This is a genomic window from Corynebacterium singulare (assembly GCF_000833575.1).
Lineage (GTDB): Bacteria > Actinomycetota > Actinomycetes > Mycobacteriales > Mycobacteriaceae > Corynebacterium > Corynebacterium singulare.
This window is the reverse complement of sequence record NZ_CP010827.1, coordinates 390,422-410,006: the sequence shown is the minus strand read 5'-3', so window position 1 is coordinate 410,006 and position 19,585 is coordinate 390,422. Positions and strand designations below refer to the sequence as shown.

The window sequence follows — 19,585 nt, the reverse complement described above, 5'->3', positions numbered from 1 at the left end:
ACGCTTGTCAACGTCTGCGGGATTCATTCTGTGCCAGGTAGAAGATTCGAACTTCTGAAGGCAATGCCGGCGGATTTACAGTCCGCTCCCTTTGGCCGCTCGGGCAACCTGGCGTGCACTCTTAAGTGCGGTTATGTACTTTACTACGGATCCCCGCCCTACATGCAAATCAGCTGGCAGGAAGCCTATTTAACCCACGCGCTGCACGGTGTAATCCGCGAGCTGACGCAGCGCTTCACTCGCCGTGCATTCCGGTAACAGCGACAGCTGGTCCTCCACCACGCGCAGGTAGGCGTTGACATCAGCCATGGCCTTGTCCCGACCGGTCGACTTCCAGAGAAGTTCGATCGCACGCTCAACGGCGGCATCCTCAGTCAGTGGGCCTGTCAGCAGGCCACGCAGCTCGTCCCCCACGTCACCTTCTTCCTCCAAGGCATAGAGAACCGGAAGGGTGAACACGCCCTCACGCAGGTCGGTTCCCGGGGTCTTTCCGGATTCTTCGGGGTCGGAGAAGATGTCAATGATGTCATCGACAATCTGGAAAATCATGCCCACGGCAGCGCCGATCTGACGCAGCGCCTCGCACTGCTCTGGGCCAGCACCCGCGTGGTAGGCACCCAGGTAACCGGCGGACGCGATGAGCACCGCGGTCTTTTCCCGAATGACCGCCGTGTAGTGTTCCACTGCGTTCGCCTCACCAGCGCCAATGGTTTCGCGCATCTGGCCGGTGACGAGTTCTTCGAAGGTTTCCGCAAAATGCTCAACGGTATGCGTATCGAGCTGGCTCATCAGACGCGAGGAGTGCGCCAACAGCGCATCGCCGGCCAGGATAGCCACCGAGTTGGTCCACCGAAAATTAGCAGATTCCACACCGCGACGGCGGTCTGCTTCATCCATGACATCGTCGTGGTAGAGCGTGGCTACATGAACCATCTCCACGGCTGTGGCTGCCTTAACCACGTCGGGCGATTCCGGGCGCTCACCAAACTCAGAGGCCAGCAATGCCATCATCGGGCGGAAACGCTTACCACCGGCTAGAGAGAGGTGACGCACCTTCTCCTTCAGGAAATCCTGCCCGCGATCGAGCTCTACGCTCAGCAGATCCTCAACAGCAGCCATCCCGGCGTTGATACGCTCGGTGAGCTGCGCATCCCCCAAGTCCACGTGCTTGGCGTGAGTTTGGCCGTGTGACATTAAACGCGTTCCTTTTAACTCAAAAATCCTAGTGTTTACTTACCGTAGCCCATAGCACGGCCCTCAACACACTCAAGGCCAGTATCCCGTGCAATGATAGTCCCCATGTCGGAGCAGATCGATTCCACCCTTGTAGACGTTGCCGTTGTTGGCGCGGGCCCCGCTGGCGCTGCCGCCGCGATCCATGCCGCACGAGCAGGCTACGACACCCTGCTGATCGATTCCTCCCCCTTCCCCCGCGATAAGACCTGCGGCGATGGCCTGACCCCGCGCGCTCTGCACCAGTTGGATCTTCTGGGTGTTGAAGTCAACGCCACCTACCGCAATCGGGGGCTCAAGCTACACGGATTTGGCGGGACAGTAACCGCACCTTGGCCGGCAACCTATCCTTCACGGGAAGGCACAGCGCTGCCTCGCTATGAGTTTGATGCACTGCTTGTCGCCGTTGCCCGGGACGCCGGCGCACGCCTCCTCACAGGCACAGCGACAACCCCGGTACTGGAAGGAAACCGTCTCGTTTCCTTTGACGTCGACAAGCAGCGCGTCACCGCACAGTGGGTCATCGTGGCCGACGGCGTGCGCTCCACGTTTGGCAAGCAGCTGGGACGCACGTGGCACCGCGACGAGGTGTATGGCATTGCTGCCCGCGCCTATGCAGCCTCCCCACACGATGGCGAGGAGTGGATGCATTCCCATGTCGAGCTCAAGGATCCTGACGGCGTTGTGCAGCCAGGCTACGGGTGGATCTTCCCCTTGGGCCAGCACGTCAATATCGGTCTCGGCGCGCTGTCAACGGCCACGCGTCCCGCCCATCTCAACACGAAGAAGGCCCTTCACTTCTATGCCGAGCAGCAGCGAAGCGAGTGGGGATTGGGCGAGCTTCGCAACGTCACGTCCGCGATGCTGCCCATGGGAGGAGCCGTGTCCGGCGTCGCCGGCGCCAATTGGATGCTTATCGGTGATGCCGCTGCCTGCGTCAACCCACTCAACGGTGAAGGCATTGACTATGGGCTCGAAACAGCCGCCATGGCCGTGGAGATGCTGGGGACGAAGGACGTCACATTAGCCTGGCCGGATCGACTCCATGCGGAATACGGCGAGGCTTTCCTCCTAGCGCGCACAGCCGCACGCCTGCTCACCTACCCGCAATTCCTTCCACTCGCCGGACCTGTAGCGATGCGCGGTCCTGTCGGCCGCATGCTCATGCCCGCTGCCGCACGACTCATGGGCAATCTCATCACCGACGAAGACCGGGACCTCGTCGCCCGCGCCTGGCGCCTAGCCGGGGGTGCAGTGTCGGCGCTGCGCCGCGACACTCCCCTCTGGGATGCTTAAGCAGGTTTGACGGCGGAGTGCAAAGCCACGATGCCGAAGGTCAAGTTGCGCCAGCCTGCCTGCGTCCAGCCGTTGCGATTAATCGCCGCTGCAAGCTCGTGCTGCTCTGGCCACGCACGAATGGACTCCGCCAGGTAAATGTAGGCCTCCGGGTTGGAGGAGACGACCTGTGCAATCGGCGGCAGCAGGCGAGTCAAGTATTCCTTGTACACGGTGCCGAATACCGGGATGACTGGCTTGGAAAACTCCGCCACGGCGAGGCGCCCACCGGGCTTGGTCACGCGTGCCATCTCACGCAGTCCTAGCTCGAAGTCGTGGATATTGCGCAGGCCATAGGAGATGGTCACCGCATCAAAGGTGTTGTCCGCAAAAGGCAGACGCATGCCGTCGCCAGCAACCTTGGGCACATCACGGCCTTCACCTGCTGCAAGCATGCCGCGAGAGAAATCACAGGCCACGCACCACGCACCGGACTTGGCCAGTTCGACGGTAGACACCGCCGTTCCGGCGGCAAGGTCCAGGACCTTCTCCCCCGGCTTCAGGTCAAGCCTCTCGCGGGTCAGGCGGCGCCACCGCGCGTCTTGGCCAAAAGACAGCACCGTGTTGGTGATGTCATACTTCTTGCCCACCGCGTCAAACATGCGCGCAACATCGAAGGGCTTTTTCTCCAGATCTGCCTTAGACACAAAAGCCAAGTCTAGGCTACGCGCGCGCCCAAAGCGCGAGCGGCCCAGCGCGGTAGCTCAGGCCGCTGGCCAAAGATGGTCAGCGGCACCTCGCGAACATCCTCCAAGACTTCCTCGTAGTAGCCCACCAGCTGCTCACACAGCGCCGGCCAGGTCTTGGAAGAAATGGACTCGCGGGCATTCTCACGCAGTTCCTGGTGGATCTCTGGGTTGAGTAGAGCATCGACGGCAGTGGGGAGGTCCTCGACGAACGTTGGAACGTCGAGAAGCAGCCCGTTGTAGCCTTCCTCAATAAGATCCACCGGTCCGCCCGCGCGGGGCCCAATGGTGGGTACGCCCGAGGCCTGCGCCTCCTGGATAGCCTGGCAGAACGTCTCAAATTCTCCCGCATGAACAAACACATCGAGGGAGGCATACGCCGCAGCCAACTCCTCACCGCTCAAGGCTCCAGTGAATACCGCAGTGGGAAGCTGGGCCTCGAGCAGCGGACGCTCCGGACCGTCACCCACAATGACGAGCTGGATATCATCACGCCCGTTCAGCGCGGATAGACGGTGCACGCCTTTCTCGGCGGCGAGGCGGCCAACGAAGCCCACGATTTTCCTGCGGCCAGTCGGATCCCACTCGCGGCGCAGCGCAGCCGAGCGCTTCGAAGGGTGGAAGCGCTCCGAATCGACACCACGGCCCCAGTGGCGCACGTTCTTGATGTGGTGCTTTTCCAAGTCAGCGATGGTGAGCGAGGAGGGGGCAAGCGTCATCTGGCAGGCGTTGTGAATGGTGCGCAGCCACTCCCACACGCCATAGGCCAACGCGGAGGCGTGATACTTGGTGGCAAATCCCGCTACATCAGTCTGGTAGAGCGCCACGGCCGGAATCCGTTGCTGGCGGGCAGAGAACGCTCCCGCCGCGCCGAGGACGAATGGGCTGGCCAAGTGGATAATGTCCGGCTTGAATTCACGAAGGGCCTCATCCACAGCAGTGGTGGGCACCCCAACAGGTAAAGAATCCACCAGTGGCACTCGCACGGTAGGGACACGAACAATGCTAAACCCCAGGTAATCAGGGATCTCCTCCTGGCCATCACGGGCGCCAGGAGCAATAACGATGGCCTCATGACCGTGCTCGTGAAGGTACTCGAGCACGCGCAGCACGGAGTTCGTTACTCCATTGACGTTAGGCAGGAAGGATTCTGCGACGATGGCTACACGCATGCGCCCCATCATTCCTTGTCTTTGTTCTCCTCTGGTAACGCCCGTGCAAAGTTTCGGTTAATTTTTCCGCTTCCCCACCAGCATGCACCCGCGATGAGAGTCGCCACAACCGCTGAGGACAGGGCCGGAATCACCGATAGCGTCCACTCGCGGCCTTCGACTTTCACGAGGTCAGGATTATTTTTAGCGTAGAGCACCCACACCTGTTGCCCCTCGCCCAACCCGGTGGGATAAAGCAGACCGGTCGTCGGGGTGTGGTAGATGCCCTCACCATCTTGGAAGTCGACGAAGGTGCGCAAGCGGCCCACATCTGTCACCGTGGCCAGCGCTCGCCCGGGATTCGCGGTAATGGTGCGGTCATTGAGAAAAGGCCCAAGAACCATGCCAGCCATCCCCACCAGGGCGGCAGCATAGAGCATCAGGATGAGCTGGCGCACCCGCCGTCGCGTCACGTTACTGACCCACCTTGGCCGCCAGTGCCTCCTGCAGCGCACGCCGCGAGGAGCGCGTGGTGTGGGCCTCAACCACGGTGATACCGGTGGAGTATTCCTTGAGCTCCGCGAGGACGTCGAGAAGCTCCTGCGCCGTGCTCACCTCACGATGCTCAGCGCCGCAGGCTTCTGCAAGCTTAGCGACGCCCACCCCATGCGGCGTCCCAAACGCCTTCTCGAAGGAGGGGCGCAGCGCCTCACTGCCTTGCTCAAGCAGCTCGAAAATACCGCCGCCATTGTCATTGGCCACGACGATGGTGAGGTTCTCCGGGCGAGGATTGTCCTCGGGGAGGATGAGGGAGGTGGCGTCGTGGAGGAAGGTGACATCCCCCATGAGCGCCACGGTGCGCGGTGCGCGGGGCGCATCTGCCTCACGAGATTGCGTGGCCACGGCGATGCCGATGGCTTGGGCAACGGTGCCATCAATACCGGCAGCACCACGCGGCGAATAGGTCTCCACACCATCAAAAGGAAGGCCGATAAGCGAGGCATCCCGTACCGGGTTCGATGCCCCCAACACCAGAATGTCTCCCACGGACAAGGTATCCCCCACCGCGGCAGCAACGTGCAGACCAGTGAAGCCAATTTCAGAGTCCGTGGCCTCCTCACCCGTGGTCTCTGCGAGGACCTCGCGAACACCGTCTGCTGCCATCTGGGCAGCTCCTGCACAGATCTTCATCCACTCACGCGTAGGCTCGCCGCTGGTCTTCACTGTGGTGCCTAGCTGTGCGGACTCACCGCGCGGGTTGGTGAAATCCTCCGTGCGGGACAGGCAAATGAGGTCGATATCGGGATCACTGAGCAATGCCACAACCCCGCGATGCAAGGTGGGATGCCCCACGACGATGACCTGCTCCACCTTGGTGTTGACCACGTAGTCATTGGCGGAGACCTGCGCACGGCGGAAAAGGTGCGCCGCGGCGGGATGCACTGGGTGGTAAGGCGCGGGGGCGGTGGGTTCAGCAATCGTCGGCACGTCTTCGAGGCCCTCAACCTCCCAGGCTTCGTCACCCGCGACGACGAGCGTATTGCGGCTCAGATCCACAGCCACCTCGCCATGGTTGGACCAGCGCGGGGTACGCGCGCGGTGCTGCGTGACATCGTTCGGCTCACCCGGAAGCTCCTCGCCTACCAGAGGCACGTCAAGAGCGACGTTGATGTGCACCTGCCGGTCAGCGAGGAAACGCTCCGCGATGAGTGGAACATCAGCAGCACTGTCCACCTGGGTGGTCTGTGCATACACGCCGAAGATGCCCTGCTGTTCAATGGTCTGGGACGCTCCCGTGCCCACCATACGAGCGGGCCGATCCGCGCTGATGACGGCAAGCGGCGTGTGCGAGTAGTGCGCTTCCACCATCGCCGGTAGAGCGTTGGCCACCGCGGTGCCCGAGGTCATGACTATGCCGACGTGGCGGCGCTGCACCCGCGCCAACCCCAGAGCAGCGAAGGCAGCGGAACGCTCATCCAGACGGGTGTGCACACGCACATCAGACCGTGCGAGGAGCGCCAGCGACAACGGCGCGTTGCGCGAGCCTGGGCACAGGACCACGTCCGTGAGGTGCCGCGACAGCTGCGCAGCCAAAGCCTGGGCAAGTTCCATCGATTCAGGGTTAGACACTATCCGCCCCGCTGTTTGTCTCAAGCCCACCAAAGAGCTCATTGAGCAGATCTTCCAAGTCATCGCCGCCCTGATCCAGCTGGTCCTGCAGCTCCGGCGGAAGGTCGGTGGGCAAATCCGTCGGGAGCTCCGGCGGCATCTCGTCGCGCGGTGCATCCTCCGTGGTGGTCACCGTTGTGGGAACCTCCGTGGTCACGGTCTGCGTGTGGGTTACCGGCTCTGGGGCAGGCTTATTGGCCTCCTCGGCTGCACCGCGCCACAGGAAGAAAAGCACACCGGCAGTGACGACGGCAATGGCTGCGATGGCTGCGAAGACATAGGCCAATGCTCCGCTGCCGCCCTTCTTCGGTTCCTCGACGGTGTAGCTAGAAGGAACCGGATCGTACTGCGCCTGCTGGTAGGGCTGCTCGTATTCCGATGAGTTCTGTGAACCAGGCTCTGGGAAGTATTGCTGGGGGCGCTGCGGTGGTTGCTGGCGGGGCTGCTGATGGTTGCTACCCGCCTGAGGTGCACCAAATTGGCGCGTTTCGTTGTCACCGGTGACGCGGCCAAACTGGCGCGTCTCGTTCTCACCATTGTTGTTGGTCATGGAATTCACCTTATCGTGCGTTCCTAGCGCGTGCCTACGCCGCTCAGTACCGCGCCCGTCGGTGTGTCACCCGCGGAGACCTCGGCCGGCGCGCCGTCCGCCACAATCTCACCGCCCTCAACACCGGAGCCTGGCCCCATCTCGATGACGCGGTCCGCCCCGGCGATGAGGCCGAGGTCGTGGTCCACGGCAACAACGGTGTGGGACGCATCCACCAGAGAGTGCAGCTCCGTGATCAGCAGCTCGATATCGGCCGGGTGGAGGCCGGTCGTTGGCTCATCCAGCAGGTAAACGGTGTGCCCACGGCGGGAATTGCGAGAGCGTTGCAGCTCCGTGGCAAGCTTGATGCGCTGCGCTTCACCACCGGAGAGCTCCGGGGCACCTTGGCCTAGGCGCAGGTAACCCAATCCGACTGCGTCGAGGGTCTGCACAGCGTGGAGGATCGGCGCCTCATCAGCAAAGACGTCGAGGGCTTCTTCCACGGTGAGGTCAAGGATGTCCGCGATGGTGTAGCCATTCCAGCGGATGGACAGGGTGTCCTCGTTATAGCGCTTGCCGTGGCAGTCCGGGCACTGGGTGTAGGAGCCGGGGAGGAAGACGAGCTCAACCTCGATTTGTCCGGCGCCTCCACACGTAGGGCACTGGCCCTGCTTGACGTTGTAGGAAAAGCGGGAGACGGTCCACTTCTTTTCCTTGGCCTCAGGCGTGGACGCAAAAAGCTTGCGCACATTGTCAAAAAGGTTGGTGTACGTCGCCACCGTGGAGCGTGGCGTGCGGCCGATGGGCTTTTGCGTAATGGATACCACGCGCTTGACGGCCTTCGGACTGTCATCTCCTGCAAGGGTGTCATCGAGCACGTGCAGCAAAGTCGACTTACCGGAGCCGGAAAGGCCGGTCAGTACTGTGAATTGGCCCAGGCCAAAGTTCACATCGAGGCCATCGATGTTGTTCGAGCATACGTTGCGCAGTTCGACTGCCCCATGCGCTTCACGCGGCTCACCGTTGGGCTCTGGATGCGGGCGTGCCAAGGCGCGGGCTGTGGGGGTGTCTGCGTCGTAATCCGCAACGGGACCTGAATAGACCACTTCGCCGCCGCGCTCCCCGGCGCGCGGTCCAACGTCAATGAGCCAATCCGCATGCTTCACCAGGTTCATATCGTGCTCTACCAGCAGGACGGAGTTACCTTCATCGATGAAACGGCGGCAGATATCCAGCACTGCATCACGCTCTGCCGGGTGGAGGCCCGCGGACGGCTCATCGAGCACATACGTGACACCAAAGAGACCGGAGCGCAGCTGCGCCGCTAGGCGTAGACGCTGCACTTCGCCTGCAGACAACGTGTCTGTGGGACGATCCAGGCTGAGGTGTCCTAGGCCCAGCTCAAGGGCGGACTCCAAGGCCGGGCGAATGGTCTTGAGCAACAGGTCCTCAGCATCATTCGGTTGTGGGGAGCGCGTGGTGAGGAGTTCGAGGGCATCCGCTAGCGGAAGGCTATTGAAGACGTCGATAGGCAAGCCCGCATACGTCACCTTGAGGGCCCGCGGGTTAAGACGGCGGCCATCACACGTGGTGCATTTATGGGATTCCATGTAGCTGAGCGTGCGGGCGCGAAGAGTGTCGGAGTTCGTCTCCGCGAAGGTTTTACGCAGGTAGGACGCTACCGACCGCCATGTTCCTTTGTAGTTACGCTGGATCTGATCCTCACCGCGGTGGGGCTTGACCGTGACAACTGGACGCTCCTCCGTAAAAAGGATCCAGTCGCGATCTTTCTGTGGCAGGTCTTCCCACGGCGAGTCGAGGTCGTAGCCTAGTTCTTCCAGGATGTCGTGGAAGTTCTTACCGGCCCAGGCGCCGGGCCAGGCGGCAATGGCGCCATCTTCAATACTCAAGCTGGGGTCCGGCACCATGGATGCTTCCGTGGGCTCGTGTACTACACCGGTACCTTGGCACTCGGGGCACATACCCTCCGGAGTATTCGGGGAGAAGGAATCAGAATAAAGGCCCTCAGGGTTCTCGCCGCAGCGCGAATACAGCAAGCGCACCGAGTTGGAGATGGCGGAAATCGTACCCACGGTGGAGCGAGCACCACCCGTCGAGGCTGACTGCTGCAACGCCACTGTTGGCGGCAGACCATCGATGCGTCCGACCTGCGGATCGACGGCCGAAGCAATAAGACGCCGGGCAAAAGGCGCCACGGACTCTAGGTAGCGCCGCTGGCCCTCGCCGTGGATGGTGCCGAAAGCAAGGGAGGACTTACCTGAACCGGACACACCGGTGACAGCTACGAGCTTGCCGCGTGGCAGGTCCACATCAACGTTACGGAGGTTGTGCAGGTGTGCATCTCTCACAGAAACGGTCATGTCAACCAGCCTACGCCCCGGCCCAGACATCGACCGTGAGGTGCGAGTTTATAAGTATGACCAGCACTGACGCACGCGCTCAAACCACCAGTCACGCCGATCATCCGGTGCGGCCAAAGCGGCAAGACGATCTGGATCGGGGGTGAGAGCTGCGGCGCGGAGGTGGCCGTCGATAAGCTCGCGCGGCGCGGTGACATCTTCTAGGAACAATGACCCCGTGGCCAGCCCCGCGGCAGCCGGGACGACGTCAATGTCCTCATCATCATAAATCTGGGGCAAGGCGGCCACAGCAGCAAGCCCCATTGATATACCCACTGAGGTATCCAAAGCAGAAGCCACCGTGATGTCCATATGGCGCTCCCGCAGGTGCTTAGCCACCTCGAGGACCTTGCGCACGCCGCCGAGAGGCGCGGGCTTGACCACCGCAACGTCTGCTGCCTGCAGCTCCGCGACACGGTACGGGTCACTGGCCTTGCGGATGGATTCATCGGCCGCTACGCGCACGAAAATCCCGGCGCGCATGAGCTGGCGGCGCACCTCCGCCAGCTCCTCGACGCTCGCGCACGGCTGCTCCATGTAATCCAGAGGCATGAGTTCCTTCGCCGCAGTAACAGCTTCCTCGACGCTCCAGCCACAGTTGGCGTCCACGCGCAGGACGGGGACACGGCCCTGAGCCTCAATGTGGGCACGCACCGCAGCGACGCGCGCGATGTCATCCTCCAGTGTCTGACCTTTCTCAGCGACCTTGATCTTGAACGTGCGGCAGCCGGGGTAGCGCGCCATCACGTCGGGCACCTGCTCCGCGGGGATAGCGGGGATAGTGCCGTTGACCTCGATCAGCTCACGCACGGGTTCGGGGAAGCCCTCGTAGGCAGCTTCGATACCAGCCGCGAGCCATCGCGCGGACTCCTCTGGTCCGTACTCAAGGAAGGGAGCGAATTCACCCCAGCCGTGAGGGCCTTCGATAAGCAGTGCTTCCCGCGTGGTGATGCCGCGGAATTTCACGGCGAGCGGCAAGGACACCACGTGGGCGCGGTCGAGGAGATCATCAATCTGCATGGCACCCATCGTACGTGCGGGGTTAAATGCGACAGATGGCACGGGTGGTGTTAGGTTAGAAAAGTAATTGGTTATAACCAGAAGAAAGATCTTCAGATGCTTTATCTTCTCATCGCACTGTTGGCCATCGCCGCAGTTGTTTATCTTATTTACAAGAAGGTCCACGCAGCGGCCTCCATCTTTGCCGTCGGCGTTGTTCTGCTCATGCTCGCTGCACTTACCGGACGCGCGGAATTCCGCACCACCGAGATTGAAGCGACTGGCAACGCCTTCTATGACCAGCTGCTTGTTGTTGACGCACTGTTTAAGTCGCGTTTCTCTGGCATCGGCATGGCCATTATGGTGCTCTTCGGCTTCGTCTCCTACATGCGACACATCGGTGCCGACGCGAAAACCGTCGTTGTACTTTCCGCCCCACTGAAGCGCTTCAAAGGCTCCTACTGGCTCGTACCTGTGGGCTTTATCCTGGGCACCCTCCTCTCGCTGGTGATCCCTTCAGCCGCCGCGCTCTCCCTACTCCTCGTGGCTACTCTCCTCCCGGCACTCATCGCCGCCGGGCTAACCCCGCTGACCGTGGGTGCCATCGTGGTCACCTCCTCCACCATCGTGCCTACCCCGCTGGAGGCCGGCCTTATTCAAGGCGCAGATTTGACGAACATGACCCCCACGGAGTTCGTATACGGCGCCGTCGCACACGCCACGGTGCCCACGCTCCTTATCACGGCTTTTGTCCACATGTGGTGGCAGCGCCGCTGTGACAAGGTGGACGCTCGCAAGGCCATCGATTCCGGCGCAGTCAGCGCTGATTCCCTGAGTGATAAGGCCACTGAGGAAGCCATCGCCCGCGCCGCCGCCCTGCCAGGTTTCTACGCAATCCTGCCGCTCATGCCGCTGCTGCTCATCATCATCTCTGCCATCCTCAAGCAGATGGGCATCATCCCGTTTGAGGGCGGCATCCTCCCTGTCACCGTGGTCTCCCTCTTCATCGCGATGATCATCGAGTCCATCCGCAACCGCACCGTCACCGGCGCCGTGGACTCCATGGCCACCTTCTTCAAGGGCATGGGTGAGGGCGCAGCAGGCGTTGTGGCCCTGCTGGTCGCCGCCGCAGTCCTCGTGGAGGGCATCACGCAGATGGGTGTGATCGACATGCTTATCGACGCCACCGAGGGCTCCTCCGGTGCAGCCGTCCTTATCGTCCTTATCTTCGTGGCCTCCACGGCCGCAATGGCCGCCCTGACCGGTTCCGGTACCGCACCCTACTTCGCCTTTTCTGAGGTGGTGCCGAACCTGGCCTCGCAAACCTCCATCCATGCCCCGCAGATGCTCACCGCTATTTGGGGTACCTCCAACCTCATGCGCCAGGTCTCCCCGGTGAACGCCGCCGTGCTCATCGTCTCCGGCGCCATCAAGGTCAACCCCATCCAACTGGTTAAGCGCACCTCCGTGCCGATGATCGTGGCGACCATCCTCAACACGCTGTTTGCGTTCATGTTTATTGGGTAGTGACTTCCACTCTTTGTCCGGGCCCAGCGACAACCGCTGGGCCTCGGTACGTTTTGGTAAATAGGGCTCCCCAAACCCGAACATTTCCGAGCTTATTTACGAAAACATACCGACCAATCTGGCACAACGTACACAACGATCAAATAAGGCCCTGGGTTTTCGCAATTTTGGGGCACTATTTGTTAAAACCGTCACGGCTCCAAGGTGCAGCCTCCTGTCTGCCGTACAATTGCTGAGACAAACAATTCCATTAAGGGAAAAGGAGGGACCATGCTACTTGCTGAAGCCTTGGCTGAGCGCGCCCAAGCGCAGGAGCGCCTCAACTCTTTGAAGGACCGCCTCGCGGCGACTGTCCGCGTGCAGGAGGGTGACGAGCCTGATGAGAACCCCACGGATCTTCTCCGCGAGCTCGAGGGCGTAACCACCCGCATTGATGAGCTCGTCATCGCCATTAACGCCACCAACACGGCCACGGCTTTCGATGAGGAGCGCTCGCTCATGGAAGCACTCGCGCTTCGTGATGGCCTTCTGCGCAAACGCCGCATTTACCAAGGCCTGGCCGAGCAGGCCGGGGCACGCCACGACCGCTACTCCCGCTCGGAGATCAAGTTCGTGGCCACTGTTCCGGTACCACGGCTGCGCGAGCGCGCCGACGACCTGGCCCGCCAGTACCGCGAGCTCGACACCCGCATTCAGCAGCTGAACTGGAACACGGAACTGATAACTAAATAAGGTCTGCCGCTTATGTGCGCCGCACTCTAGCGGCACATAGTCATGTCGCGTACTTCGCACGCGACGGTAGCCCACACTTTCCGCAGCGAGCGCAACCCTTCTGGGCAGGGAAAGCCCAGTGCTTCTCAGGCGCCTTTATAGCGCACGAAGGCAGGGAGGTTCGACTCCGTCCCACTGTATGGTGTACCGCGCTTGTACGGATTACACGTGTACATTGCCGGGAATTGCCCGCAGTATTGAGTATTGTTTATCACCGCCGCGCTGGGCGGAGAGTGTGGGTGAGGGTTGGGAATGGGGACTATACTTCCGGCGCGCTGCTTTCCAATTAAGCTGGTGTGCCATGAGCGAGCAGAAGAACTACAGCACCGATAATCCTTTCAAGCCGGAACTCTGGCGGACTGTAGAGGGCTTTGAGGACCTCACGGATATCACCTACCACCGACTCATCAGTGATGGGCCGCAGCCTAAGCGCAAGGACGGCATCGTCCGCATCGCTTTCGACCGTCCGGAAGTCCGCAATGCCTTCCGCCCGCACACGGTGGATGAGCTCTACCGCGCGCTCGACCATGCGCGCCGCACCCCGGACGTCGGCACGGTGCTGCTCACCGGCAACGGCCCATCGGAGAAGGACGGCGGCTGGGCCTTTTGTTCCGGTGGTGACCAACGCATTCGCGGTCGCTCCGGGTACCGCTACGCCACCGAGCATGCACACGATGACGCTACTGCAGACGAATCCACGGTGGACACCGCCCGCGAGAAGGTCGAAGGCGGACGCCTGCACATCCTGGAGGTCCAGCGCCTCATCCGCACCATGCCCAAGGTGGTCATCGCCGTAGTCAACGGCTGGGCCGCCGGTGGCGGACACTCGCTGCACGTGGTGTGCGATATGACCATTGCCTCCCGCCAGGAAGCTCGCTTTAAGCAGACTGACGCCGACGTCGGATCCTTCGATGCCGGCTATGGCTCCGCCTACCTAGCCAAGATGGTGGGCCAAAAATACGCCCGCGAGATCTTCTTCTTGGGCCGCACCTATGATGCCCAGCGCATGTACGAGATGGGCGCAGTCAACGAGGTGGCTGACCACGCCGACCTGGAAGACGCCGCCATCCAGATGGGCCGTGAAATCAACATGAAGTCCCCCACCGCCCAGCGCATGCTCAAGTTCGCCTTTAACCTCACCGATGATGGTCTCATGGGCCAGCAGGTCTTCGCTGGAGAAGCCACGCGCCTGGCCTACATGACCGACGAAGCCGTCGAGGGCAAGGAATCCTTCCTGGAAAAGCGCGAGCCCAACTGGGATGACTTCCCGTATTACTACTAACCGTCATTCCTCGAGGAGAATCCACAGTGCTGTATTTCGCCATTGCCCTCGCTGCCATCGCGCTCATTGCCGTCATTGCGTCTCGAGTGTGGATGTTGCGCCGCATCCAGCAGGCGCAGAGGGATGGTGAGCGCCCCTTCGATCAGGAAGACGAGCTCATCAACCCTTACGAACACCGCGGGCGGTAACCTAGCTAACCGTGACCATCCTCTCCCCTCTGCCTGTCAATCCACATGACCCCGCCGCCATCCTGCCTGATCTGGAAGCGGCCATCGCAGGACAAGCCACCTTCCTGCCCGTCCCGGCGGAGGACCGTACCCGCGCGCAGCTGCTGCGCAACCACATGCGCGCAGGAGAACCCATTGATTCCCCCATCGCGCTGGTCGTGGCCACCTCTGGGTCCACGGGCACACCGAAGGGCGCGCAACTCACGGCTGCCAACTTGGTCTCCAGCGCCGATGCCACGCACCGGGCTCTCGGCGGCACCGGTCAGTGGCTGCTAGCCATGCCTGCCTCCCACATCGCGGGCATCCAGGTATTGGTGCGCTCGCTCGTCGCGGGTGTGGAGCCGCTCTGCCTTGACCTGTCGGAAGGTTTTTCCATCCCCAATTTCGCCCGCGCCGCGCACGAGCTGGCCGCCACCGGGGATCGCTCATACACGGGACTGACCCCCATGCAGCTGGCCAAGGCCATGGATTCTCTCGAGGGAATCGAGGCACTGCGCACCTTTGATGCCATCCTCGTCGGGGGCGCTGCCACCCACCCGCAACTATTGGATTCGGCGAAGAAGCTGCGCATCAATATCGTCACCACCTACGGTTCCTCAGAAACTTCCGGTGGATGCGTCTACGACGGCCGTCCCCTCGATAGCGCTCTTGTTCGCATCGGCGAGGAAAACCGCATCTACCTCGGCGGGCCCATGATTGCGCAGGGCTACCGAAACGTGGACTCAGACGCCTTTATGGTGGATGAATCCGGCACCTCGTGGTTTGCTACCTCCGACGCCGGCGCGCTTCACGACGGCCACCTCACCGTCACCGGGCGCCTCGACAACATCCTGAACACCGGCGGGCTCAAGCTCCACCCGGAGCAGCTCGAGCAGCACATCCTGCGCGTGCCGGGAGTGGAGAGCGTGTGCGTGGTTGGCATCCCCCACCCACGCTTGGGGCAGATGATCGTTGCCGCCTATACCGGATGGGCGGATGTCGGCGATATCCTCGTGGCTCTCGATGACGTTGGCCTTCCCCGGTGGCACATCCCCAAGGATTTCAAGCGCCTGCCTGAACTCCCCACCACCGGCCCCGGCAAGGTTGACCGCCTCGCCGTCGCCCGCACGTGGGGCAGCTAAGCCTCCGCTTCGCCAAAGCTGCGTACGGCAATGCCGCGCGCAGCGGATTCCCCGAGGGGGAAGTGCGCACCGCCGTCGACGGCAACCTCGAGCACACCCGCAACCGAGGGGGCAACGACGGACAATTCCACTCCCGGCCGCACTCCATTTTTATCCAGGTAGCGCAGAAATTCGCCATCCGCGTCAGTGACCTGCTCCACGGTGACGGGGGTCTGCGCGGGGACGTCGATAAGCGTAATGCGCGAGACCGGCTCGGCAGTGCCATCCGGGGCAGGTATGGGATCACCATGCGGATCGCGGGCGGGGTTGCCCAGGAAAGAATCGAGGCGTTCAACGAGCCTGTCGGACGTCGCGTGCTCTAGCATTTCCGCCTCATCGTGCACCTCATCCCAGGTATAGCCCAGAGTGCGCACGAGGAAGGTTTCCAGGAGTCGATGCCGGCGCACCATTGCCACAGCCAGCCGCCGGCCTTCCTCAACAAGCCGAACACCAAAGTAGCGTTCGTGTTCCACCAGCCCCTTCGCGGCCAGGCGCTTGACCGCCTCCGACGTGGTGGGCAGCTTCTGCCCCGCCGCTTTAGCTAGGTCCCCCAGCGGCATCGCGGTATTAGCGCCCTCTTTCTCCTCATAGGTCCAGAGGATCTTGAGGTAATCCTGGGTACGTTCGGGCAGCTCGCTGATGTGCATACCCCCATCGTAGTTCAGCCTATTGCTTCCAACGGTTTCAGCACTTATGCTCTTTCAAGTTCAATCTGTTGAACATCGACATTCACTTTTAATAAGAGAGGTTTCCCGTGAAGAAAATTATTGCCCTTCCCCTCGCTTCCCTCGTGGCTGCCACCGCGCTGACTGCCTGCACCAGCAGCGACTCCGCCGAAGCCCAGGACGACAATCTGACGATCTTCGCCACGACCGGTTACTTGGCTGATGCGGCCGCCAACATCGCCCCGGACGCCGACATCACCACCATGGTCGGCCCCGGCGGCGATCCACACACCTACCAGCCCACCACGCGCGATATTGAAAAGATGCAGGACGCCGACCTCGTCCTCTGGAATGGCCTTCACCTCGAGGCGCAAATGGTGGACCAGCTCTCCTCCCTCGGTGAGAAGCAGCTAGCTGTCGGCGAACAGCTCGATACTGCTGACCTCCTGCCGTGGCCCGAGCAAGGCGACAAGGGCGAAAAACTCTACGACCCGCACATCTGGAATAGCCCCGAGCTGTGGAGCCAGGTCGTCGATCACATCGGCACCAAACTCGGTGAAATCGACTCTGACAATGCCGAAGACTATGCCGCGGCCGCCGATGAATATGAAGACAAGATTGCAGCCGCGCACGACAAGGCCGCTAAGGAACTCGAAAGCGCCTCCCCGCGCGTTCTCATCACCGGCCATGACGCTTTCAATTACTTCGGCAAGACCTTCGACTTTGAAGTCCAAGCCACCGACTTCGTGACCACCGAAGCCACCAAGTCCGCCACTGAGATCTCCGAGCTCGCGGATACCATCGCGGAGAAAAAGGTCCCCGTTATCTTCCAAGATAACCAGGCGAACCCACAGGCCATCACTTCTCTCAAGGAAGCCGTAGAATCCCGCAACTGGACAGTCACCATCTCGGATGAGGAGCTCTTTGCCGATACCCTCGGCCCGGAAGCCCCCACCGATACCTACCTCGGAGCCTTTGAGCACAACGCTAGTGCCGTGGCGAAAGCACTGAGCTAATGCTCCACGTTGAAAAACTCACCGCCGGCTATCCACGCACGCCGGTGCTTCACGACGCCTCCTTCACCCTCACCCCCGCGACCATCACCGGACTGGTAGGCGCGAATGGGTCGGGAAAGTCCACTCTGGTCCGCACGCTGGTCGGGCTCCTTCCGCCTCTAGCCTGCGGGTCGATGACCTTCGATGGCGTCGATCTGGCACATTTTCGGCAGCGTCTCGGATATATGCCCCAACATGCGGATATCGATTGGAGCTACCCGGCCACCGCCTTCGACGTCGCCCTGATGGGCCGCACCGCCGGGCTGCGCTGGTGGCAGTGGCCCAGCCGCGCTGACAAAGACGCCGCTCACGCCGCGCTTTCCCGCACCGGAATGCAGGCACACGCGCAGCTGCCGATTTCCGCCCTGTCTGGTGGTCAGCGCCAGCGCGTGTTGTTGGCGCGCACGCTCGTGAGCGAGCCGGAATTCATCATCCTCGACGAGCCCTTCGCTGGTGTCGATGCCGCGAGTCAGCGCGCCATCATGGATGTACTCAAGGAACTGCGCGAGAACGGCGTGACCATCCTGCTGGTGCATCACAACCTGGCGGAGGTCGCCGACTTTTGCGATGAGGTCCTCATGGTCGGCCACGGCCGGCTCATTGCTGCTGGCCCCACCGAGCAGGTACTTACCGAGTCCGCCATTGCCGACATGTTTTCCCTGCCATCATGAACCCACTCGAGCTTCTTCAGAACTACACCTATACCCAGGCACTCCTGGGCACCGTGCTCATCGGTGGCTGCGCTGGCGCGCTAGGCCCACTGGTATATGTTCGCCGCACCAGCCTGCTGGCCGATGCCATCTCGCATTCTTCCCTGCCTGGACTGCTCACCGCCTTCCTCGTGGCCACCGCCATTGGCTGGGACGGGCGAAATGTCTGGCTTCTTTCTTGCGGCGCCCTGCTCACCGGAACCCTCGCGGTGGGGTGCATTCACCTCATCCCGCGGTTAACTCCCCTGGGGCAAACCACTGCGATGGCGGCCACGCTAACCACATTTTTCTCGGTGGGAATGCTGCTCATGCAGTATATTTCCCGCCGACCATTGCCTGGCAAGGCCGGAATCCAGGATTATTTGCTGGGAAATGCCTCCACGCTCACTCGCGCGGATGTACGGTCCACACTCATCATCGGTGGCTGCGTGCTGCTTTTTCTTTTCCTCATTCACACCCGGCAGGCCGCAGTCACTTTTGATTCAAGTTTTGCCCAGGTAGCCGGCATCCGCACCTCGTTCCTCAACACGGCTAGTTTCTTCGCCCTCACCGCCATCACGGTGCTCGGCGTCAAAGTCGTCGGCGTAGTGCTCATGGTCGCCGTGGTCATCAGCCCTGCCGCCGCTGCCCGCCCCTGGACCACGCGCTTGCTACCTTTCATCGCGCTCTCCGGGTTCCTCGGCGCGGCCACCGCTGCTCTCGGCTGCTATGTCTCCATTGCGCACGGCCCGCTGCCCACCGGTCCGGTCATCGTCTTGGTTCAGGCAGCGCTCGTCACCATCAGCCTCCTCAGCAGAAAGCTCGCCTCATGACCCTCGCCGCCACTGCTTGTCTTCTTGCCGTCCTGACCGCCTTGGCCTGTGCTATCCCCGGCACCTTTGTTGTCCTCAAAGGCCAGGCCATGCTTATCGACGGCATCGGCCATGCCGTCCTTCCCGGAATTGCCGTCGGCTACCTCTTTACCGCAGATCTAGATTCACCCATCTTGCTCGTTACCGCGGCCGCTGGCGCCTTGGTGGTGGCGTTGGGAACTGACGCACTACAGCGCAGCCCGCTGGTGACTGCTGATTCCGCCCTCGGATTGGTCTTTCCCGCCCTGTTTGCCGCCGGAGTCATCCTGATTTCTACGCACATGAGCCACGTGCACCTTGATGTCCACGCCGTTCTCGTCGGTGATCTCAACCTCGCGGCCTTCTCCAATCCCAACTATTGCTACATCATGGCCGCAGTGCTGGGTATCAATGCTCTCTTCCTCGCCCTTACACTGCCGCGTTTATCCGCCACGACTTTTGACGCCGATTTTTGTGCCGCACGCGGGGTGCCCACGCGCGTTCTTCACATCATATTTATGACCGTGGTTGCCTGCACTGCCACCGCCGCTTTTCACGCTGCCGGTGCCATGCTGGTCATCGCCCTCATGGTATTCCCGTCGATGACTGCGCGGCTGCTTACTCAGCGCGTGCCCGCACTGGTGTTAACTGCCTGTGGCGTTGCCGCGATCAGCGCAGTCGTGGGCTTTTGGGTTGCCTATGTCCTCGACGCAGCGACCTCCGCCGCAATGACAGTGAGCAATGCCGTTATTTTCGTCGCGGTGCTCATTATCTACCGCCTTCGCCAACGCACCAGCTCATTGCCGCAGCACACCACACCAGTGGCACAATAGTGA

General features: G+C 61.7%; 19 protein-coding genes and 1 tRNA gene. 10 read left to right on the top strand and 10 right to left on the bottom strand.

From position 1 onward, the window contains the following. Positions 1 to 31: 31 nt before the first annotated feature. Both CSING_RS01865 and CSING_RS01860 read right to left on the bottom strand, forming a co-directional pair. Positions 32 to 113: transfer RNA gene (locus tag CSING_RS01865), tRNA-Tyr, on the bottom strand. 76 nt (positions 114 to 189) lie between these two features. Continuing rightward, positions 190 to 1,194 (bottom strand): polyprenyl synthetase family protein, encoded by a 1,005-nt coding sequence (locus CSING_RS01860; protein ID WP_042529217.1) that lies wholly within the window; start codon positions 1,192 to 1,194, stop codon positions 190 to 192. Positions 1,195 to 1,287: 93 nt separating this feature from the next. On the opposite strand from CSING_RS01860, the gene CSING_RS01855 reads away from it, so the two are divergent. Beyond that, a complete protein-coding gene (locus CSING_RS01855; protein ID WP_042529215.1) occupies positions 1,288 to 2,529 on the top strand; it encodes a geranylgeranyl reductase family protein in 1,242 nt (413 codons plus the stop codon). Here the strand turns inward: CSING_RS01855 and CSING_RS01850 are convergent. From CSING_RS01850 to CSING_RS01820, 7 genes are read right to left on the bottom strand one after another with little or no spacing between them, the layout of a single operon-like run. After that, positions 2,526 to 3,215: a demethylmenaquinone methyltransferase gene (locus CSING_RS01850; protein WP_042533029.1), complete on the bottom strand. Its 690-nt coding sequence runs from the start codon at positions 3,213 to 3,215 to the stop codon at positions 2,526 to 2,528. The two genes, CSING_RS01855 and CSING_RS01850, sit on opposite strands and share 4 nt — an antisense overlap. Positions 3,216 to 3,226: 11 nt before the next feature. Continuing rightward, a complete protein-coding gene (locus CSING_RS01845) occupies positions 3,227 to 4,426 on the bottom strand; it encodes a glycosyltransferase family 4 protein (RefSeq protein WP_042533027.1) in 1,200 nt (399 codons plus the stop codon). Positions 4,427 to 4,434: 8 nt separating this feature from the next. Then, positions 4,435 to 4,845 (bottom strand): DUF3592 domain-containing protein, encoded by a 411-nt coding sequence (locus CSING_RS01840; protein WP_236684059.1) that lies wholly within the window; start codon positions 4,843 to 4,845, stop codon positions 4,435 to 4,437. A 34-nt stretch (positions 4,846 to 4,879) separates the two neighbouring features. Continuing rightward, a complete protein-coding gene (menD, locus tag CSING_RS01835; RefSeq protein WP_236684058.1) occupies positions 4,880 to 6,517 on the bottom strand; it encodes a 2-succinyl-5-enolpyruvyl-6-hydroxy-3-cyclohexene-1-carboxylic-acid synthase in 1,638 nt (545 codons plus the stop codon). Positions 6,518 to 6,527: 10 nt separating this feature from the next. Next, positions 6,528 to 7,124, bottom strand: coding sequence for a hypothetical protein (locus CSING_RS01830; protein ID WP_042529209.1), 597 nt, complete (start codon positions 7,122 to 7,124; stop codon positions 6,528 to 6,530). A gap of 23 nt (positions 7,125 to 7,147) precedes the next feature. Then, positions 7,148 to 9,484, bottom strand: coding sequence for an ATP-binding cassette domain-containing protein (locus tag CSING_RS01825; protein ID WP_042529207.1), 2,337 nt, complete (start codon positions 9,482 to 9,484; stop codon positions 7,148 to 7,150). Positions 9,485 to 9,532: 48 nt separating this feature from the next. Then, positions 9,533 to 10,543, bottom strand: coding sequence for an o-succinylbenzoate synthase (locus tag CSING_RS01820; RefSeq protein WP_084226137.1), 1,011 nt, complete (start codon positions 10,541 to 10,543; stop codon positions 9,533 to 9,535). Between the two features lie 96 nt (positions 10,544 to 10,639). Between CSING_RS01820 and dcuC the strand changes: the two genes are divergently transcribed. From dcuC to menE, 5 genes are all read left to right on the top strand, one after another. Then, a complete protein-coding gene (gene dcuC, locus CSING_RS01815; protein ID WP_042529203.1) occupies positions 10,640 to 12,049 on the top strand; it encodes a C4-dicarboxylate transporter DcuC in 1,410 nt (469 codons plus the stop codon). Between the two features lie 270 nt (positions 12,050 to 12,319). Continuing rightward, positions 12,320 to 12,781, top strand: a complete 462-nt coding sequence (locus tag CSING_RS01810) for a DIP1984 family protein (protein WP_042529201.1) — start codon at positions 12,320 to 12,322, stop codon at positions 12,779 to 12,781. 340 nt (positions 12,782 to 13,121) lie between these two features. Beyond that, on the top strand, positions 13,122 to 14,102 hold the full coding sequence (locus CSING_RS01805) for a 1,4-dihydroxy-2-naphthoyl-CoA synthase (protein ID WP_042529199.1): 981 nt from the start codon (positions 13,122 to 13,124) through the stop codon (positions 14,100 to 14,102). Positions 14,103 to 14,128: 26 nt separating this feature from the next. Next, positions 14,129 to 14,290: a hypothetical protein gene (locus tag CSING_RS13805; RefSeq protein ID WP_010189743.1), complete on the top strand. Its 162-nt coding sequence runs from the start codon at positions 14,129 to 14,131 to the stop codon at positions 14,288 to 14,290. 11 nt (positions 14,291 to 14,301) lie between these two features. After that, the gene (gene menE / locus CSING_RS01800) at positions 14,302 to 15,450 is read left to right on the top strand and encodes an o-succinylbenzoate--CoA ligase (protein WP_042529197.1); all 1,149 of its coding nucleotides are present in this window, start codon (positions 14,302 to 14,304) and stop codon (positions 15,448 to 15,450) included. On the opposite strand, the gene CSING_RS01795 is transcribed toward menE, so the two are convergent. Continuing rightward, positions 15,447 to 16,136, bottom strand: a complete 690-nt coding sequence (locus CSING_RS01795; protein ID WP_042529195.1) for a metal-dependent transcriptional regulator — start codon at positions 16,134 to 16,136, stop codon at positions 15,447 to 15,449. The genes menE and CSING_RS01795 overlap by 4 nt on opposite strands. A 107-nt stretch (positions 16,137 to 16,243) precedes the next feature. On the opposite strand from CSING_RS01795, the gene CSING_RS01790 reads away from it, so the two are divergent. The 4 genes from CSING_RS01790 to CSING_RS01775 are packed head-to-tail and all read left to right on the top strand — an operon-like array spanning position 16,244 to position 19,582. Beyond that, complete coding sequence (locus CSING_RS01790; protein WP_042529193.1) at positions 16,244 to 17,170, top strand: metal ABC transporter substrate-binding protein; 927 nt, start codon at positions 16,244 to 16,246, stop codon at positions 17,168 to 17,170. Further along, on the top strand, positions 17,170 to 17,880 hold the full coding sequence (locus CSING_RS01785; RefSeq protein ID WP_042529191.1) for a metal ABC transporter ATP-binding protein: 711 nt from the start codon (positions 17,170 to 17,172) through the stop codon (positions 17,878 to 17,880). The genes CSING_RS01790 and CSING_RS01785 overlap by 1 nt, the downstream gene beginning before the upstream one ends. Further along, a complete protein-coding gene (locus tag CSING_RS01780) occupies positions 17,877 to 18,731 on the top strand; it encodes a metal ABC transporter permease (protein ID WP_042529189.1) in 855 nt (284 codons plus the stop codon). Before CSING_RS01785 ends, CSING_RS01780 begins: the two co-directional genes overlap by 4 nt. Next, on the top strand, positions 18,728 to 19,582 hold the full coding sequence (locus CSING_RS01775) for a metal ABC transporter permease (RefSeq protein ID WP_042529188.1): 855 nt from the start codon (positions 18,728 to 18,730) through the stop codon (positions 19,580 to 19,582). Before CSING_RS01780 ends, CSING_RS01775 begins: the two co-directional genes overlap by 4 nt. Positions 19,583 to 19,585: the final 3 nt, after the last annotated feature.

Coding starts and splice junctions, on each gene's coding strand:
- CSING_RS01775 (WP_042529188.1), top strand. CDS start 18,728: ATGACCCTCGCCGCCACTGCTTGTCTTCTTGCCGTCCTGACCGCCTTG.
- CSING_RS01785 (WP_042529191.1), top strand. CDS start 17,170: ATGCTCCACGTTGAAAAACTCACCGCCGGCTATCCACGCACGCCGGTG.
- CSING_RS01825 (WP_042529207.1), bottom strand. CDS start 9,484: ATGACCGTTTCTGTGAGAGATGCACACCTGCACAACCTCCGTAACGTT.
- CSING_RS01805 (WP_042529199.1), top strand. CDS start 13,122: ATGAGCGAGCAGAAGAACTACAGCACCGATAATCCTTTCAAGCCGGAA.
- CSING_RS01795 (WP_042529195.1), bottom strand. CDS start 16,136: ATGCACATCAGCGAGCTGCCCGAACGTACCCAGGATTACCTCAAGATC.
- CSING_RS01840 (WP_236684059.1), bottom strand. CDS start 4,845: ATGCTCTATGCTGCCGCCCTGGTGGGGATGGCTGGCATGGTTCTTGGG.
- dcuC (WP_042529203.1), top strand. CDS start 10,640: ATGCTTTATCTTCTCATCGCACTGTTGGCCATCGCCGCAGTTGTTTAT.
- CSING_RS01780 (WP_042529189.1), top strand. CDS start 17,877: ATGAACCCACTCGAGCTTCTTCAGAACTACACCTATACCCAGGCACTC.
- CSING_RS01810 (WP_042529201.1), top strand. CDS start 12,320: ATGCTACTTGCTGAAGCCTTGGCTGAGCGCGCCCAAGCGCAGGAGCGC.
- CSING_RS01855 (WP_042529215.1), top strand. CDS start 1,288: ATGATAGTCCCCATGTCGGAGCAGATCGATTCCACCCTTGTAGACGTT.
- CSING_RS01860 (WP_042529217.1), bottom strand. CDS start 1,194: ATGTCACACGGCCAAACTCACGCCAAGCACGTGGACTTGGGGGATGCG.
- menD (WP_236684058.1), bottom strand. CDS start 6,517: ATGGAACTTGCCCAGGCTTTGGCTGCGCAGCTGTCGCGGCACCTCACG.
- CSING_RS01845 (WP_042533027.1), bottom strand. CDS start 4,426: ATGCGTGTAGCCATCGTCGCAGAATCCTTCCTGCCTAACGTCAATGGA.
- CSING_RS01820 (WP_084226137.1), bottom strand. CDS start 10,543: ATGCAGATTGATGATCTCCTCGACCGCGCCCACGTGGTGTCCTTGCCG.
- CSING_RS01830 (WP_042529209.1), bottom strand. CDS start 7,124: ATGACCAACAACAATGGTGAGAACGAGACGCGCCAGTTTGGCCGCGTC.